The organism is Pontibaca salina (assembly GCF_016307205.1).
GTDB lineage: Bacteria > Pseudomonadota > Alphaproteobacteria > Rhodobacterales > Rhodobacteraceae > Pontibaca > Pontibaca salina.
Genome location: NZ_JAEIJD010000011.1, coordinates 38,500 through 55,522 on the forward strand (window position 1 = coordinate 38,500; position 17,023 = coordinate 55,522).

Annotated in this window: 14 protein-coding genes; 7 read left to right on the forward strand and 7 right to left on the reverse strand. The window is 62.9% G+C overall.

All coding sequences use genetic code 11. From position 1 onward, the window contains the following. Positions 1 to 10 precede the first annotated feature (10 nt). Both oxc and JAO82_RS12080 read right to left on the reverse strand, forming a co-directional pair. Complete coding sequence (gene oxc / locus JAO82_RS12075) at positions 11 to 1,774, reverse strand: oxalyl-CoA decarboxylase (RefSeq protein WP_198686641.1); 1,764 nt, start codon at positions 1,772 to 1,774, stop codon at positions 11 to 13. 26 nt (positions 1,775 to 1,800) lie between these two features. Continuing rightward, the gene (locus JAO82_RS12080; RefSeq protein ID WP_198686642.1) at positions 1,801 to 2,526 is read right to left on the reverse strand and encodes a GntR family transcriptional regulator; all 726 of its coding nucleotides are present in this window, start codon (positions 2,524 to 2,526) and stop codon (positions 1,801 to 1,803) included. Between the two features lie 202 nt (positions 2,527 to 2,728). On the opposite strand from JAO82_RS12080, the gene JAO82_RS12085 reads away from it, so the two are divergent. The 3 genes from JAO82_RS12085 to sucD are packed head-to-tail and all read left to right on the forward strand — an operon-like array spanning position 2,729 to position 5,393. Further along, complete coding sequence (locus tag JAO82_RS12085; protein WP_198686643.1) at positions 2,729 to 3,271, forward strand: hydrolase; 543 nt, start codon at positions 2,729 to 2,731, stop codon at positions 3,269 to 3,271. 23 nt (positions 3,272 to 3,294) lie between these two features. After that, on the forward strand, positions 3,295 to 4,488 hold the full coding sequence (gene sucC, locus JAO82_RS12090; RefSeq protein WP_198686644.1) for an ADP-forming succinate--CoA ligase subunit beta: 1,194 nt from the start codon (positions 3,295 to 3,297) through the stop codon (positions 4,486 to 4,488). A 5-nt stretch (positions 4,489 to 4,493) separates the two neighbouring features. After that, positions 4,494 to 5,393 (forward strand): succinate--CoA ligase subunit alpha, encoded by a 900-nt coding sequence (gene sucD / locus JAO82_RS12095; protein WP_198686645.1) that lies wholly within the window; start codon positions 4,494 to 4,496, stop codon positions 5,391 to 5,393. An 88-nt stretch (positions 5,394 to 5,481) separates the two neighbouring features. Here sucD and JAO82_RS12100 read toward each other — a convergent pair whose 3' ends face one another. After that, positions 5,482 to 6,888, reverse strand: coding sequence for a helix-turn-helix domain-containing protein (locus tag JAO82_RS12100; protein ID WP_198686646.1), 1,407 nt, complete (start codon positions 6,886 to 6,888; stop codon positions 5,482 to 5,484). A 132-nt stretch (positions 6,889 to 7,020) separates the two neighbouring features. Between JAO82_RS12100 and JAO82_RS12105 the strand changes: the two genes are divergently transcribed. Next, entirely contained in the window at positions 7,021 to 8,073 is a 1,053-nt protein-coding gene (locus JAO82_RS12105) for a ketopantoate reductase family protein (protein ID WP_198686647.1), read from the forward strand. A gap of 444 nt (positions 8,074 to 8,517) precedes the next feature. Next, the gene (locus JAO82_RS12110; RefSeq protein ID WP_198686648.1) at positions 8,518 to 9,195 is read left to right on the forward strand and encodes a GntR family transcriptional regulator; all 678 of its coding nucleotides are present in this window, start codon (positions 8,518 to 8,520) and stop codon (positions 9,193 to 9,195) included. A gap of 87 nt (positions 9,196 to 9,282) precedes the next feature. Here JAO82_RS12110 and JAO82_RS12115 read toward each other — a convergent pair whose 3' ends face one another. The 4 genes from JAO82_RS12115 to ggt form a co-directional block, all read right to left on the reverse strand. Next, positions 9,283 to 9,804 (reverse strand): universal stress protein, encoded by a 522-nt coding sequence (locus tag JAO82_RS12115; protein WP_198686649.1) that lies wholly within the window; start codon positions 9,802 to 9,804, stop codon positions 9,283 to 9,285. Beyond that, entirely contained in the window at positions 9,797 to 10,000 is a 204-nt protein-coding gene (locus JAO82_RS12120) for a hypothetical protein (RefSeq protein WP_198686650.1), read from the reverse strand. Before JAO82_RS12120 ends, JAO82_RS12115 begins: the two co-directional genes overlap by 8 nt. A 23-nt stretch (positions 10,001 to 10,023) precedes the next feature. Beyond that, positions 10,024 to 11,691, reverse strand: a complete 1,668-nt coding sequence (locus tag JAO82_RS12125) for an L-lactate permease (RefSeq protein ID WP_198686651.1) — start codon at positions 11,689 to 11,691, stop codon at positions 10,024 to 10,026. Between the two features lie 102 nt (positions 11,692 to 11,793). Next, positions 11,794 to 13,395, reverse strand: a complete 1,602-nt coding sequence (gene ggt, locus JAO82_RS12130) for a gamma-glutamyltransferase (RefSeq protein ID WP_198686652.1) — start codon at positions 13,393 to 13,395, stop codon at positions 11,794 to 11,796. A 499-nt stretch (positions 13,396 to 13,894) separates the two neighbouring features. Here ggt and JAO82_RS12135 point away from each other — a divergent pair, with 499 nt between their 5' ends. Both JAO82_RS12135 and JAO82_RS12140 read left to right on the forward strand, forming a co-directional pair. Continuing rightward, complete coding sequence (locus JAO82_RS12135) at positions 13,895 to 14,869, forward strand: glycosyltransferase (protein WP_198686653.1); 975 nt, start codon at positions 13,895 to 13,897, stop codon at positions 14,867 to 14,869. 10 nt (positions 14,870 to 14,879) lie between these two features. Next, positions 14,880 to 16,970 carry an NAD-dependent epimerase/dehydratase family protein gene (locus JAO82_RS12140; protein ID WP_198686654.1) on the forward strand — a complete coding sequence of 697 codons (2,091 nt, stop codon included), beginning with the start codon at positions 14,880 to 14,882 and terminating at the stop codon, positions 16,968 to 16,970. Positions 16,971 to 17,023: the final 53 nt, after the last annotated feature.

Below are 17,023 nucleotides of genomic sequence, written 5' to 3' on the forward strand. Positions count from 1 at the left end.
ATTCGAGTGGTTATTTCTGCTGCATCTGCTGCAGCTGCTGCAGCTTTTGCTGTGTCACGACGCTGGTCGGGTTCAGGTTGCCGATATTCCCGCTCTCCTTACCAGCGGCCGGATCGATGGCCGCGTTGATCAGGGTCGGTTTGCCCGAGTCCATGGCTTCGCTGACCGCCCGGTACAGCTCGTCAGGGGCCGTCACACGGACGCCAACGCCACCGAAGGCCTCCATCATCAGATCATAACGGGAGTCCTCGACGAAGACCATCGGCGAGACATCGGGGCCGCCAAGCGGGTTCGTGTCGGTGCCCTTGTAGATGCCGTTATTGTTGAACACGACGATACAGACCGGCAGGTTGTAGCGGCAGATCGTTTCGACCTCCATGCCGGAGAAGCCAAAGGCGCTGTCGCCTTCGATGGCCAGCACCGGATTGCCGGTCTCGACCGCGGCGGCGACGGCGCTGCCCATGCCGATGCCCATGACACCCCAGGTGCCGACATCGATCCGCTTGCGCGGCTTGTGCATATTGATGATGCTGCGGGCGAAATCCAGCGTGTTGGCCCCCTCGTTCACCACCACCGCATCCGGGCGCTCGTCGACCACGCGTTTCAGAGCGCCCAAAGCCCCCTGATAGTTCATCGGCACCGCGTTGTTCTGCAGGCGCGCCGCCATCTTCTGGATATTGGCGTCCTTGCGCTCCTTGACCGCCGTTACCCAGTCGGTCGGGGCCTTCTGCCAATTGTCGCCCATCTTCTCCAGCAGGGCGCCCAGCACCGAGCCGATATCGCCAACCAGCGGTGCTGCGATCTCGACGTTGCTGTCCATCTCGGTGGGCTCGACATCGATCTGCACGAATTTCGTGGAATGCGGCTCGCCCCACTGTTTGCCCTTGCCGTGGCTGAGCAGCCAGTTCAGCCGCGCCCCGACCATGATCACCACGTCGGATTCCTTAAGCACCAGCGAGCGCGCTGCCGCGGCGGCCTGGTCATGGGTATCGGGCAGCAGGCCTTTGGCCATGCTCATCGGCAGATAGGGGATGCCGCTTTTCTCGACGAATTCGCGCACGGTGTCGTCGGCCTGCGCATAGGCCGCGCCCTTGCCCAGGATGATCAGCGGCTTCTTGGCGCCTTTGATCACGTCAAGGGCGCGATCAACCGCAGCGGGGGCGGGAATCTGCGCCGGTGCCGGGTCGATCACCTCGACCAGCGACTTCTGGCCTTCGATCTCGTCCATCACCTGACCCAGCAGCGAGCCGGGAATGTCCAGATAGACCCCGCCGGGACGCCCCGACACCGCGGCGCGGATGGCGCGGGCGACCCCGATGCCGATATCCTCGGCGTTCAGGATCCGATAGGCCGCCTTACAATGGGGCCGGGCAATCGCCAGCTGGTCCATCTCTTCGTAATCGCCCTGCTGCAGGTCGATGACCTCACGTTCCGAGCTGCCCGAGATCAGGATCATCGGCCAGCAGTTGACATTGGCGTTGGCCAGCGCGGTCAATCCGTTCAGGAAACCCGGTGCCGATACCGTCATGCAGATGCCCGGCTTCTTGGTCAGGAACCCCGCGACCGAAGCGGCAAAGCCGGCGTGCTGCTCGTGGCGGAACGACAGCACCCGCACCCCTTCGCCCTGGGCGATCCGCAGCAGGTCGGAGATCGGGATCCCCGGCACCGTATAGATCGTTTCGACGCCGTTCAGCTTCAGCGCATCGAGCAACAGGTGAAATCCGTCGGTCAGGGTCTGTTCGGCCTGCACTTCGGCAACTGCGACTTGTGACATTATAGTATCTCTCCCTTTCAGTGATTTCACTTGGCTTCCAGCGCCGAGGCCTTTTGCTCCTCGGCATGTTTCAGGCCGGACCAAGTTTTGTGGATGTGGTCATGCAACCGCATCGTGTGTTTGCGGACGCTGCGCGAGGCCAGATCGGCATCCCGGGATTCCAGCGCCTCGATGATCTCCATGTGATCGGCAACCGAGCGGCGGGCGCGATCGCTCTCGCCCATCGCGCGGCGGCGGACCGCCTGGATGTGCAGGAACAGCCCGTCCGCGGTGGTGCGCAGCAGCTCGCATCCGGACATTTCCAGAATCGCCTGGTGAAACCGGATGTTGTCGTCGGAATATTCCTTGAATTCCGCCCGCTCGGGGTCGCTGCTATGGCGCAGCGCAAAATTGCGCAGCGTCGCCAGCTCTTCATCGGTGGCGTTGCGCACCACCAGCCGCGCCGCCATGCTTTCCAGCGCCGCCCAGACCACGACCATCTCAAGGATTTCCTCGCGGGTCTTGCGGGTGACAAAGACCCCCCGGCGCGGGATGATCTCGACCAGCCCTTCTTGCGCCAGCCGGGCCAATGCTTCGCGGATCGGCGTGCGTGAGATCGCCATCCGTTCGGCCAGCTGCCGCTCGTCCAGCTTCAGGTTCGCACCCGGCGCATAGATATCCATGTTAAGAATGGCTTCGCGCAGGACCTGAAACGTATGATCCTTCAGCGTGAAACTGACAGATATGGGCCTCAGATTGTCACTGATCGACACGCGATTTCACCCCCTCCAGGCGATCGGCGCTCCAGCCTCCTCCAGCCAGCTCTCCGAACGGTCAACATTTTGTATACCATACACCTGATCTGCCATCCGTCAACGAAAACAATTTGCCGGTTTACAGTTAAAAAACTTGACAAGCGGGGCCGTGGTATACAAAACACCATGAAGCAACCAACGGAATTCCGGGGGCAAATCAATGCTGATCAGAGCAGAGGAATCGGCGCTTGTCGTGATCGACATGCAAGAGCGGCTGGTTCCTGCCATGCAGGCCCCGGCCCGCACCATCGCCAATACGCGGCGGCTGCTGCAATCGGCGCACTGCACCGGCGTGCCGGCGCTGCTGACCGAGCAGTATCCGCAAGGTCTGGGCGCCACCGTCCCCGAAATCAAAAAGGTCGCGGGCCCCGCGCCGATCCTGCCCAAGATGCATTTTTCCTGCATGGAGGACCCCGGCTTTGCTGAGGCGTTTCGCGCCTTGGACCGTCAACAGGCGGTGCTGGCCGGGATGGAGGCGCATATCTGCGTGGTGCAGACCGCCGAGGGCCTGGTCGAAGAGGGCCACGACGTCTTTGTCGTATCCGACGCGACCGCCTCGCGGACGCTGGAAAGCGAACACGCCTGTCTTGAACGTCTACGGGCGTCCGGCGTAACCGTGGTCACGACCGAGATGGTCATTTTCGAATGGCTCGGCCGCGCCGGCACGGCCGAGTTCAAAGAATTGTTGCCACTGATAAAATAGTCCGACAAACCGGGAGACCCTAAATGAACATACATGAATATCAGGCCAAACAGCTCTTGAAGGAGTATGGCGCCCCCGTCGCACGCGGCGTTGCGATCACCAGTCTCGATCAGGCCGAATCCGCGGTTGCGGACCTGCCCGGTCCGGTCCGGGTGGTGAAAAGCCAGATCCATGCCGGCGGGCGCGGCAAGGGCACCTTCAAGGAACTGGGCCCCGACGCCAAGGGCGGGGTGCGGGTGTCGTTCTCGGCCGAGGAAGCGCTGGCGAACATCCGGGAAATGTTCGGCAAGACGCTGGTGACCCAGCAGACCGGCCCGGCGGGCAAACAGGTCAACCGCCTCTATATTGAAGACGGTGCCGATATCGAGCGCGAGCTTTACCTTTCGATCCTGGTCGATCGGGAAACCGGCAAAGTGTCCTTCGTCGCCTCGACCGAGGGCGGCATGGATATCGAGGCCGTGGCCGCAGAGACCCCGGACAAGATCCACACCATCGGCATCACCGCCTCCACAGGTGTGACCGACGCCGATGCCGAGCGCATCGCCGATGCGTTCGAACTGAGCGGCGACACCCGCGAACAGGGCAAGACACTGTTCAAATCGCTCTACCAGGCCTTTGTCGAAAAGGACATGAGCCTGCTGGAAATCAACCCGCTGATTGTCACCAAAGCCGGTGATGTCCAGGTTCTCGACGCCAAGGTGTCCTTTGACGGCAACGCGCTGTTCCGCCATCCCGACATCATGGAACTGCGCGACAAGACCGAAGAAGACGCAAAAGAAATCGAGGCTTCGGAATACGATCTGGCCTATATCGCGCTCGACGGCGATATCGGCTGTATGGTGAACGGCGCCGGGCTGGCCATGGCGACCATGGACATCATCAAATTGTACGGCGCCTCGCCGGCCAACTTTCTCGATGTCGGCGGTGGCGCGACCACCGAAAAGGTCACCGCAGCGTTCAAAATCATCACCTCGGACCCCAATGTCAAAGGCATTCTGGTCAACATCTTCGGCGGCATCATGCGCTGTGATGTGATCGCCGAAGGCGTGGTCCAGGCGGTTAAGGATGTCGGGCTGGAAGTGCCGCTGGTGGTCCGTCTTGAGGGCACCAAGGTGGAAGAAGGCAAGGCCATCATCAATGACAGCGGGCTGAACGTCATCGCCGCGGACGATCTCGACGACGCCGCACAAAAAATCGTCAAGGCCGTGAAGGGGTAACGCGAATGTCCATTCTGATCGACAAGAACACCAAAATCATCGTGCAAGGCCTGACCGGCAAGACCGGCAGCTTCCACACCGAACAGGCGCTGGCCTATCACGGCACCCAGATGGTGGCCGGCACCCACCCCAAGAAGGGCGGCACCGAATGGTCCGGCGCCGACGGCCAGAGCCTGCCGATCTATGCCTCCGTGGCCGAAGCCAAGGATGCCACCGGCGCCACCGCCAGCGTGATCTATGTGCCCCCGGCTGGCGCCGCGGCGGCCATCGAAGAGGCGATTGATGCCGGGATCGAGCTGATCACCTGTATCACCGAAGGTGTGCCGGTGCTGGATATGGTGCGCGTCAAGGAAAAGCTGGAAGGCTCCTCCAGCCGCCTGATCGGCCCGAACTGCCCCGGTCTGATGACCCCGGACGAGTGCAAGATCGGCATCATGCCCGGCGCGATCTTCAAGAAGGGCTCGGTCGGTGTGCTGTCGCGTTCGGGAACGCTCACCTATGAGGCGGTCTATCAGACCTCGAATGCCGGGCTGGGCCAGTCGAGCGCGGTCGGCATCGGGGGCGATCCGGTCAAAGGCACCGAGTTCATCGACATCCTCGAACTGTTCCTCGCGGATGACGAAACCGAATCGATCATCATGATCGGCGAGATCGGCGGCTCGGCCGAGGAAGAGGCGGCGCAGTTCCTCAAGGACGAAGCCAAGAAGGGCCGCAAGAAACCGGTGGTCGGCTTCATCGCCGGACTCACCGCGCCGCCGGGCCGCACCATGGGCCATGCCGGCGCAGTGATCTCGGGCGGCAAGGGCGGCGCCGAGGACAAGATCGAGGCCATGAAATCCGCCGGGATCCGGGTCTCGCCATCGCCGGCGAAACTGGGCGAAACCCTGCTGGATCTTCTGGGCTGAGTTTACTGACCAAGTCCTCCCTGGATTGGTAAGTAGCTTGGGGCGCTCTGCGGAGCGCCCCTTTTTTTATCGGCTTGATCTGCGCGCTTTAGCTTTCGTAGCGGGTATTGCCGCGCCGCCCCGGATCGATCGGCAGGTCCACCACCAGCGGCTGGTGCGCCCGCTGCGCGCAGGCCTGGCGCGGACAGATATGGCAATTGATCCCGATCGGGCTGAACCGGTTGGGCACCTGAAAATTGAACGCCTTGGCATAGCCGATCTTGTGGGCGTACTGGATCTCGCAACCGATCGCCACAGCGACCCGATGGTTGCGCGTCGCCGGGTTGAACGCGGGCCGGTCCGCGGTGCGGCTGAGCGTGAAAAACCGTTGCCGGTCAGGCATTTCGACGAATTGCGGAATGATCTCGCCGGGCTGCATGAAGGCGCTGTGAATGTTCCACACCGGGCAGGAGCCGCCGAATTCCGCCAGTTGAAACGGCGTCGCATTGAACCGTTTGGTGACATTCCCGGCCCGGTCGATGCGCAGGAAAAAGAACGGCACCCCCCTGGCCGAGGGCCGTTGCAGCGTGGTCAGCCGGTGGCACACCTGTTCATGGGAACAGTTGAACCGGGTGGCGAGGCGCTCGACATCATAGCGGGCTTCTTCGGCGGTCTTGCGGAACCGGGCATAGGGCATCAGGAACGCGGCGGCGAAATAATTGGCCAGTTCGACCTGCAGCCGCGCCCGCCCGCGGCCGGGGGCGATTTCGCTGTCCTCGATCAGCCGCTCCAGAATGCCCTCGATCTCGATCAGCCCCAGCACATGGGCCAGTTGGAACGCCCGGTTCTGAAAATCCAGCGCCTCGGAGAGATAGACCATGCGCGCCTGCCGGTCGTGGATGCGCAGCGCTTCCTGCATCGCCTCGGCGGGGCGGATCGCCACCTGGGTGCCATGGATCGATTGCAGCCGCAGGCGCAGCCCCTGAAAGATGTCTTCGCTTGAGCCGGGGATCTGCTCGTGCAGGGCTTCGGCGGCGCGTTCCAGAATATCGAAATAATTCTCATTGCTGCGGAAGAAATCATGAATCAGGGTTTCCGGCGAGGCCTCGGCCAGCGCGTCGCGGGTGGTGGTCTCGCTCTGGCGCATGATCCGGTCCAGCGTGCGGGCATGGTGGCCATGCAGTTTCACGAAACATCCGGCCAGCCGGGGCGCGTGTTCAATGGCGGCGCGCAGCTCCTGCAGATCCGGCGCCTCGTCCTCGAATATCGGATCCTGAAGAATGTTGCGCAGATCCACCAACAGGGTTTGCGGCGGGTCCTTGACCAGCGCGCGCCAGTCCACCTGATAGACCTCGGACAGCGCCATCAGCATCCGCACCGACAGGCTGCGCTGATTGTTTTCCAGCATGTTGATATAGGCGCTGCTGACCCCCAGTGCCTTGGCCATTTCGGCCTGGCTCTGATCGTGCTGACGGCGCAATTGGCGCAGTTGCGGGCCGACGAAGGCTTTGCTCATGTCACATCCAAAGTTAACAAATTAACAATCTACACGATTGTTGGTAACTTGTCTTCACTCCTCAACACAATTTTCCGGGAAATTCCTGCCAATGGATGGTACCCACCCGCAACAGAGAAAGAGGAAAATTCAATGTCTTATCGTATCCTGATTCTCGGAGCGTCCTATGGGTCGCTTCTCGGTACAAAACTTATCGCAGCCGGACATGATGTGACGCTGGTCTGCCGCGACCAGACCGCCGCCCTGATCAACGACAAGGGCACCGAAGTGCGGATCAAGCTGCGCGACGAAGACGACCATCGCAGTTTCTTCTCCGGCGACCTGGCCGGAACGCTTGACGCCAAGACTCCGGAAGAGGCGCAACCGCAGGATTACGACCTGGTCTGCCTGGCGATGCAGGAACCGCAATATTCACACCCCTCCCTGCGCGAGTTGCTGGCCCGGGTGGCCGAGGCGAAAGTGCCCTGCATGTCGATCATGAACATGCCGCCGCTGCCCTATATGAAGCGGATTCCCGGCCTCGATTGTTCGGGCATGGACGGGGCCTTTGAAAGCCCCTCGATCTGGGAAAAGTTCGATCCGGCGCTGATGACCCTGTGCTCGCCCGATCCGCAGGCGTTCCGCCCGCCTGAAGAAGAAGCCAATGTGCTGCATGTGGGCCTGCCGACCAACTTCAAGGTCACCCGCTTTCACAATGCAAAACACGACGCCATGCTGGCCGAGCTGGAGCAGGGCATTCTCGACTACCGCATCGATGGCAAGGACGTGCCGGTGAAATTGCGGGTGTTTGATTCGCTGTTCGTGCCCTTCGCGAAATGGGCGATGCTGGCCACCGGCAACTATCGCTGCATCACCCCCGACGGGCCCCGCGCGATCAAGGATGCGGTCCATGGCGATCCGGCGAAATCAAAAGAGATTTACGGGTTCGTCAACGATCTGGTGGTCAAGCTCGGCGCTGATCCCGAAGATCTGGTGCCGTTCGAAAAATACGCCAAGGCCGCAGAAAACCTGCTGAAGCCCTCTTCGGCGGCGCGGGCGGTCTATGCCGGCGCGCAGAATATCGAACGGGTCGACAAGCTGATCCAGCTGGTGGCCAAGGCCAGCGGCGTGGCGCATCCAGAGATCGACGCCACCGTGGCCCTGGTCGATAGCAAGCTGGCCGAAAACGCCAAAGCCGCCGGCTGAACCTGCCCCGGGCCCGGCCCGGATCATATCTCCCGCCATGCCCCGGACCGCCCGGGCATGGCGAAGCCGCCCTGCGCGCGACCTGTCGCCAACCGATTCGGCTGCTGCCGGGCCCGCGCGCATGGGCGATCTCCGGCCCCATGCCGGTCCCATTCAGGACCAAAACCCAAGCGCCGCGCGCAGCAAAACCGGCCTCCACCGTGATTGATCGGCGATCCAGACCAGCACAATGGCACGGCCCGGCTGTGGCTTGCCGGGCCGAGTGCCCTTTCGGATGCGGCACGGGCGATTTATCCGGTCACCGGATTTCAAAAAGTTTCAGTCTTGTATATAGGTTAGGCATCTGATCCAGACGCCTTCTGGGCCTATCCCCCTGCCCGGGGATTGCCCGTGCAAAGGGGGCAGTCCCTGGATTGTTCAGAACGAGTAATACCGGGAAGCAAGATGCAGGAAAAAACCGATCAGGCCACGCTGCCGCCACGAACCCAGGCCCAGCAAGCCTATGAGCAGATCGAGGAAATGATCATCACGCTCGAGTTGATGCCCGGCAGCCGGATTTCCGAAGCCAAGATGAGCCAGCATCTGGGTCTGGGCCGCACCCCGGTGCGCGAGGCGATGCAGCGACTGGCCAGCGAGGGCAATCTGCGGATCCTGCCCCGCGCCGGGGCGATCGTGTCCGAAGTCGACGTGACCGATCAATTCAAGCTGATTGCCTTTCGCCGGGAAGTGGAACGGTTTGTCACCATTCAGGCGGCGCGTCTGGCCGATGCCCCCGCCCGCGCGAGTTTCACCCGTTTGGCGGGGCAGTTTCACGCGGCGGCCAAAACCGGCAGAGAAACGCTTTTCATCGATGCGGATCGCGAATTCAATCTGATGATCGCCACCACCGCAGACAACAAATATGCCGCGACCGCGATGGCCCAGATCCAGGCCCAGACCCGGCGCTTCTGGTATCTGACCTTCGACCGGTTCGGGGAACTGGACCAGGTCAGCCCGGCCCATGCCAGGATTGCCCAGGCGGTTGCCGCCAACGATGAACAGGCGGCCCAAAGGGCATTTGACGCGTTGATGGATTATGTCGAGGAATATACCCGCCGGACGGTGGCGGCGCTGAAGCGGTGAGCCGCGTCCGGGCGCGCTGCCCGCGCCCGGCACAAGGTTCGGGGGGCGGCGGACCGGCTCAGGACCGGCCCGCCGCCCCGGATCACGTTACGGGATCAGCAGACAGGCGCAGCGGCAATGGCTGCGCACCGATTGCGACACGCTGCCCTGCAGATAGCCATGGATCCCGCCCAATCCGCGGGTCCCCATCACCAGAAGGTCGACCTTCTCCTGTTCGGTGGCCTCGATGATCCGCCGGTGGGGGCTGCCATCGGTGATATGCGAGGTCACGTTGGTGACGCCTTTTTCCGTGGCATAATCCACCGCCCGTTTGACCAGGAATTCGCCCACATATTGTTCCAGCTTTGACGACAAGGTGCGCTTGCCGCGCGAGCCGCCGACCGGGATCGGCGCCGAAACGTTTTGCAGCCGGCCGATCTCGCGCTGGATCTCGGCCGGGATCGTGCTGTCGCGCAGGATATGGGTGATCTCCTGCGCGGTCGCGTGATGGATCTCGACATGCAGGATGACCAGCCTGGCGTCATATTTCAACGCCAGGTCGACGGCCGCTTCGATTGCGCGCCCGGCATGCTCTGACCCATCCGTGGGGGCGAGAATGCTATCAAACATGGGCTGGCTTTTTCCCCGCGATCAGATGTGCCGGCAGCACCCGCAAGGCCGGGGTCACCAACATCGCCAGCAGGAACAGGGTGATGCCAAGCCATGGCATGGTCGTGCTGCCATTGTGCAGCCCGAGATACATCAGGGGCAAGGCGATCACGGCGGTAATTCCGGCGATAACTTGCAGTTTGATTACATTGTTCATTGGTTCTCTCTCCCTTGGTTGGTTCAGGCGACTAGAACGACGCAGGCACCGATGATGACCGCGACGATGGCAAAGAGCGGGATGGTGATCTTGAGCACCTCGCCCTCTCGGCCCAGAATCCCCGCGGTGGTGGTGCCAAGCAGCACGTTGCCGGGGGCAATCATGTTTCCAGCGGCAGACCCTGCAGTCTGCGCCCCGAGGATCGCCGGGCCATAGAGACCGGTGACCTGCGCGGTGGATTGCTGGAAGGTGCCAAACAGCAGGTTCGAGGCCAGGTTGGATGTGGTCATGAACGACCCCAGCCCGCCGACCATCGGCGCCAGGAAGCCATAGCCCTGTCCGGTGGCCGCCGCCACGCCCTGCGCCAGCACGTTCACCGCACCTGATCCCGCCATGACGTTGGACATCGCGATCAGCGCGACCACCGCAATGGTCGAGGGAATCGACTTGTCCACAGTGCGGCTGACGATCCGGCCCAGCCCACCTTTCGAGATCGTGCCGAAGCTGTTGAACGCCAGGTAACCGATCACCGCCGACAGCAGCAGGAAGGTGCCGGCATGGGTCAATGGCGAGAACCGGACCGCGCTTTCGGGGCGGATAAAGCCAAGCTCGGTCACAGTTTGCGGAAAGCTCAGCCCAAAGGACCAGGCCCCAAGCGCGGATTTGACCGGCGGGATCAGCAGCACGCCAAAGGTGATGATCAGCAAGGCGAAATAGGGAATGAACGCCTGTTGCAAAGACATTCCCCCCGCCTCCTGGCGGCTCTCCACCGCCACCGCGGCGCCACCGGATCCGAGCACGGCTGCAGGGGCAGCACCGGTGTCGATCTCCTCGGGCGCGACATCCGCCTGGCGGCGCTCTTCAGTAAAGATGTGGCTGGTTGCGGGTTTGGGATCCCGGTACAGCTTCATCCGGCCCACCACGAAGATCGCGACAAAGGCGACGCTGCTGGCAATAAAGCCGTTCAGCGTGTCGTTCCACTGCGACAGGCCCAGGGTCAGGCCGCCTTGGATCAGCGACATCACGATGACAACCGGAAGCCCCTTGCGGATGCCGGTCCAGCGATCATAGAGCCAGCACACCAGCAGCCCGCCAAAGATGTTGAGCACCCAGATGAAGCTGGCCGCGTAAAGCGCGGTCTGCGCCGCGGTCACCACATCCATGCCGGTGACTTCTTTCAGCCCCAGCCAGGCCACCGACAACGTGCCGAAGGTGTTGTTCCAGGCATGGCCGATCAGCGGGATCGTCACCGCATAAAGCGGCCGCACCCCGATGCCGACCAGCAGCGGCGCACAAACCGCGATCGGCACGCCGAACCCGGTCACCCCCTGCAAGAACGAGGCAAAGGCCCAGCCAAAGGCCATGACCTGCATCAGCGGATCGGGCAGCATCCGGGTGATGCCCCGGCGCAACGGCTCGAAGGCCTGGCCTTCATGCGAGACCTCGTAGATGAGAATAGACGCCCAGACCACGTAAAGCACGGTCAACGCACTCCAGATGCCCTTGGCGTTTTCATAGCCGATGACATCGAGCGGGGCGCCGAAATAAAAGAAGGCCATCGCCAAAGCGACAATCCAGGACACCGGCCCGGCTTCGGCGGCGCCCCAATTCGCGCCCAGCATGAGCAGCAACAGGATCGCCAGGGGCAGAAATGCCAACCCCCAGCTGACCCAGGTAATATCGATCGTCATAGTCTCTCCTCCCTGCGACCGGGTGTTTCCCCGGCTTGTCATTCGGCCAATGACTTTCCCTATCCGAAATGCGGGCGCGCGCCCCTCGCGCGCGCCCCTCTGTTACCAGCCCAGGGCGATCCCATCACCGCGCGCATCGGCGCCGGCGGCCAGAACCCCGGTGTCGTGATTGCACTGGATCGCAGCGGCGTGACCGGCCAGGTCGCTCCATTCGCCCACCGGTTCCACGCTGTGGCCCCGCGCCCGCAGATCGTCGAGCACCGCCTCGCCAAACCGGGTCTCGACCCGCAGCGATTTGGTGTCCTCGCCCCAGGTCCGGCCATAAAGCCAGCGCGGCCGGTCCAGCGCGGTCTGCACATCGAGCCCGTAATCGACCACCCGCGAGGCGAGCATCGTGCTGGTCTGGGGCTGCCCTTCGCCGCCCATGGTGCCATAGACCAGATGCGGGCGCCCGTCTTTCAGCAGCATCCCCGGCATCAGGGTATGGAAGCACAGCTTGCCGCCTTCCAGGCTGTTCACGTGGTTTTCGTCCAGCGAGAAGGACGCGCCGCGGTTCTGCAACAGGACCCCGGAGTCCCCGGCCACGAAGGCCGAGCCGAATTCGTGATAGATGCTCTGGATGATCGAGACCGCGTTGCCGTCCTTGTCCACGACCACGGTGCAGGTGGTGTCCCGGCCCATCGCCTCGCGGCGATCATCGGCCGCTTTCTCCATGCTAATCCGCCCGGCGAGTTCCTTGGCGTATTCCTTGGACAGCAGCTGCTCCATCGGGATGTCGCAATGCGCTGGATCGGTGAGATAGCGGTCGCGATCCTGGAAGATCAGCTTGGACGCCTCGACGATCAGATGCGCGTAATCGGCGCTGGTGTCGGAGATCTTCGACAGGTCGAACTGTTCCAGCACGTTCAGCAGCATCAGATGCACAAACCCCTGCGAGTTCGGCGGATGCTGATAGGCGGTGAGGCCGCGATAGGTGGTGGAAATCGGCTCGTCCCAGATGCCGTGATGGTCCTGCAGGTCGGATTTCTGCCAATAGCTGCCGGCCGCATTCAGCGAGCGCAGGATCTCATCGGCGACCGGGCCGTCGTAAAACCCTTCGCGGCCATTCTTGGCCACCGCTTCCAGCGTTTCCGCCAGCTGGGGCAGACGCATGATGCTGCCGATCTCGGGCACCTTGTCGCCGGGCAGATAGGTGTTGCGGGTGCTGTCGGACTGCGACAGCACATCGAACCGGTCGGCCGAGAACCGCGCCTGCCCGGCGGTCACCGGAAAGCCGTTGCGGGCATAGCCGATCGCCGGTTTCAGGATCTCCTCCAGACCCAGTTTGCCAAACCGCTCATGGGCCTTGCACCAGCTGTCGGCCGCGCCCGGAACCGTCACCGCCGCCAGCGCGCCGCGCTCGGGAATCTGGTTCAGGCCGGCATTGCGATAGATATCGCGGCTGGCATTGCGGGCCGAGCGCCCGGTGCCGTTCAGCGCGTGAACCTTTTTTTCCGCCTGATCGTAAATCAACCAGAACGCATCCCCGCCGATGCCCGTCATATGCGGATAGACGACCCCCAGAGTCGCATTCATCGCAATCGTTGCATCGACGGCATTGCCACCTTTCTGCAAGACCTCAAGCCCGACCACTGATGCAAGGTAATGGGGCGAAGAAACCGCGCCTTCGCTAGACTGCATAAGGGCGCGCGTGTGTTGTGCCATCGGTGAGACCTCCCAAGTCATCTGATATGTCAGTTGCATGGTATGCCAAAAATTACCTTGCGCAACGTTTATTTTAAGATTGCGCAACCATCTGATAAAACTATTGGAATATAGTTAGGATCAGAATCCCAAATCCCGCCGGAACATTTCTGCACTTGGTCGACCAAGTTTTGTACGCGTCAACCCAAGCGGGATTCGATCCCCCGGCAAGGTCGGCAGAGCCCCCTCAATCCGATACGTGATTCGGGATGCGGCAGAGCCTGCGCAAGGGTCTGAACCCTCTGAAAACCCGGCGCGTTTCGGGTCAGGGTGGCGCGCTAAACTGTACTCCCGAAGCGGTTCCCGCGCGCTGGCATCAAGAAAACCTGTGCGCAATCGCCCCCTGTCCCTGTCTGCGAGCGGGCAAATTTTTCTCGCAACCGCTCTGGCTTCGGCGTAATCCGGAAGACATGGTCATCACCGTCCGAAACCGCTTTGATCCTGACCCAGGAAGGTCATCATGAGCCGCCCCAATCTTGGTGCGGTGGCAATCGGGCGCAATGAGGGCGCGCGGCTGCGGGCCTGTCTGCGCTCGCTGATCCGGGTCTGCGACCGGGTCGTATATGTTGACAGCGGCTCGTCCGATGACAGTGTCGCCTTCGCCCGCAGCCTGGGGGTTATCGTGGTCGAACTGGACCTCGAGATCCCCTTCACCGCCGCCCGCGCCCGCAATGCCGGCTTCGCGGCGCTGGCGCAACAGGGGCCGCTGGATCTGGTCCAGTTCGTCGATGGCGATTGCGAGGTGGTTCCGGGCTGGCTGGAGGCCGGGGTGGCGGCGCTGGCGGCCAATCCCGGCCTCGGTCTGGTCACCGGCTGGCGGCGCGAGATTCACCCCGAGGCCTCGGTGTATAATGCCCTGTTCGAAGCCGACTGGCACCGCCCCGCCGGGCCGATCACAACCTGCGGGGGTGACATGATGGTGCGAACGCAAGCGTTCCGCCAGATCGGCGGTTTCACCCCCCATGTGATCGCCGCCGAGGATGACGAGTTCTGCCTGCGGCTGGGACAGGCGGGCTGGCAACTGGAACGTCTGGCCCGGCCAATGACCCTGCACGATGCCAATATGAAAAGCTTTGGCCCCTGGTGGAAACGTTCCATCCGTGACGGCCATGGCTTTGCCCAGGTCGGCTGGATGCACCCGGCCCATTTCCGGCGCGAACGTCTGCGCGTGTGGGTCTACGGTCTGGTGCTGCCGCTGATTTTCCTTCTGGGCCTGAGCCTGACCCCCTGGATTTCGATTCTGGTGCTGGCGGTCTATGCAATGTCCTATCTTCGCACGGCGCGAAACCTGCGGCAGCGCGGGGTTGATGCGGTGCTGGCGCTGAAACAGGCTTTTTTTCTGACGATTTCCAAATTTCCCAATCTTTCAGGCATGCTGATTTATCATCACCGCCGCCGCAAAGGCGGTGACATGCAAATTATCGAGTACAAGTAGGAAAACCATCATGGTCCCAGAAGAATGGCGCGTCGGCCTGATTGGTGCAGGATATATCGCGCAATGGCATGCGCAGGCGCTGCAGGCGACGCCCGGGGTCCGGCTCGCCGCTGTCTGCGACCGCGCGCAAGACGCCGCCGCGGCGCTGGCCTCGGCCCATGGGGTGGCGGCTTTCACCGACCTTGACGCGATGCTCAAGGCCGGGATCTGCGACGCGGTGCATATCCTGACCCCGCCGCAACTGCATCACCCCCTGACCCTGCAATGTCTGCAGGCGGGGCTGCATGTCCTGGTCGAGAAACCCGCCGCCGTGGCGCTGGCCGAGCTTGAGGAAATGGCGGCAGCCGCCGCTGCGGCAGGCAAGCAGCTTGGCATCTGCCACAATTTCCTTGGCCTGCCCGCCTATCAAAAGCTGCGCAAGATCCGGGCTGCGGGGGATCTGGGGGTGATCTCCGCCCTCCAAATCAATTGGGCGCTGCCCCTGCCGCCGCTGCGCTCTGGCCCTTACGGGATCTGGCTGCTGGAGCAGACCCGGAATCTGCTGCTTGAACTTGGACCGCATCCGTTCTCTTTCGCCATCGATCTTTGCGGCCCGCTTGAAATCGAACATGTCAGCCTGGGCCAATGGATCGACCTGCCCGGCGGCGAGCGGCGCCCGCAAAGCTGGCGGATCCTGGCCCGCGCCGGCGCGGTGGATGTCACCCTGACCCTGTCGCTGGTGGAAACCTTTGATGACCGCTCGGTGACGCTGTGTGGCTCGTCGGGCATGGCGCGGCTGGACTATGCCGCCGATACGCTGGTGGTGGCCCGCGACAACACGTCGGAACTGGTGCTCAACCCGCTGCGCAAGGAGCTGGGCAAGGCGGCGGCGCATCTGCGCGAAGGCATGGGCAATGCTCTGCGTCAGGCGGTCTCGCTGAACCAGAAAAGCCCCTATGCCCTCAGTTTCAGGGGCACGTTCAGCGGCTTTTATGACGGGGTGCGCAAGGGCCGTCCGGATCCGCGTTTCGCGCCGGATCGGGCGCTTCAGATCATGCAGGCGCTTGAGGCTTGCCTGGCAACTTTGCCGCCGCAAAAAGCCCCGCCGCCGGCCCCGGCCGCACCCCCCACGCCGAAAGTCATGGTGATCGGCGGCACCGGGTTCATCGGCCGCAACCTGACCCGCCATCTGGTGGCCCGTGGCCATGACGTCCGCGTTCTCTCACGCGGGCGCAATGGGCCCTTTGATGACATTTCCGACCATGTCGAACTGCGCGCCGTGGCGCTGGACGACGAAGCCGCGCTGAGCCGTGCCATGGAGGGGATCGATTATGTCTTCAATCTGGCCCGCTCCAATGACACCACCTGGGACGCCGCGCTGGAAAACGATGTGGGCACCGCCCTGCGGATTGCCCGCGCCGCCCGGCGCGCCGGGGTCGCCCGGCTGATCTATACCGGCACGATTGCCTCTTACGATATGTCCGACCCGGCCCGCGTGATCACCGAAGACACGCCCTTTGGCGACATGAGCCAGCGCAATCTCTATGCCCGCTCCAAGGCCGAATGCGAGCGCCGCCTGATCGCGGATCAAGAGACCGCAGATGTGCCGCTGGTCATTGCCCGCCCCGGTATCGTCGTCGGGGCCGGCGGGCCCTTGCAGCATTGGGGCATCGGCCGCTGGCATGGTTCGGGTGCGGTGCGGCTGTGGGGCAATGGCCGCAACATCCTGCCATTCGTTCTGGTCGATGATGTCTCGGATGGGCTGATCCGGATGATGGAGCACCCGGAAGCCGCCGGAGAAAGCTTCAACCTGGTTGGCGAGCCCCTGCTGAGCGGGCATGATTACTTCGCCGCAATCCACCAGCGTCTTGGCGCCAGGCTGAAGGTGTCCTCGTCGAATCTGGCGCTGCTCTGGGCCGCGGATCAGGTGAAAACCGCGCTGAAGAAACATGGTCTGCGGCGCAAGGATGTGGTTCCGATCACGCTGGCCGACTGGAAATCCCGCGGCCATCTGTCGCCCTTCGATAACCGCAAGGCCCGGCATCTGCTGGGCTGGGCGCCGCAAAGCGATCGCGACCGGTTCCTGCACCAGGCGATCGACGACGCCCGCCTGTTTCGCTGAAAGGGGGACGGGTCTGGTTCATATCCGCAGGGTCCGGCGCGGCGGACGGCCTG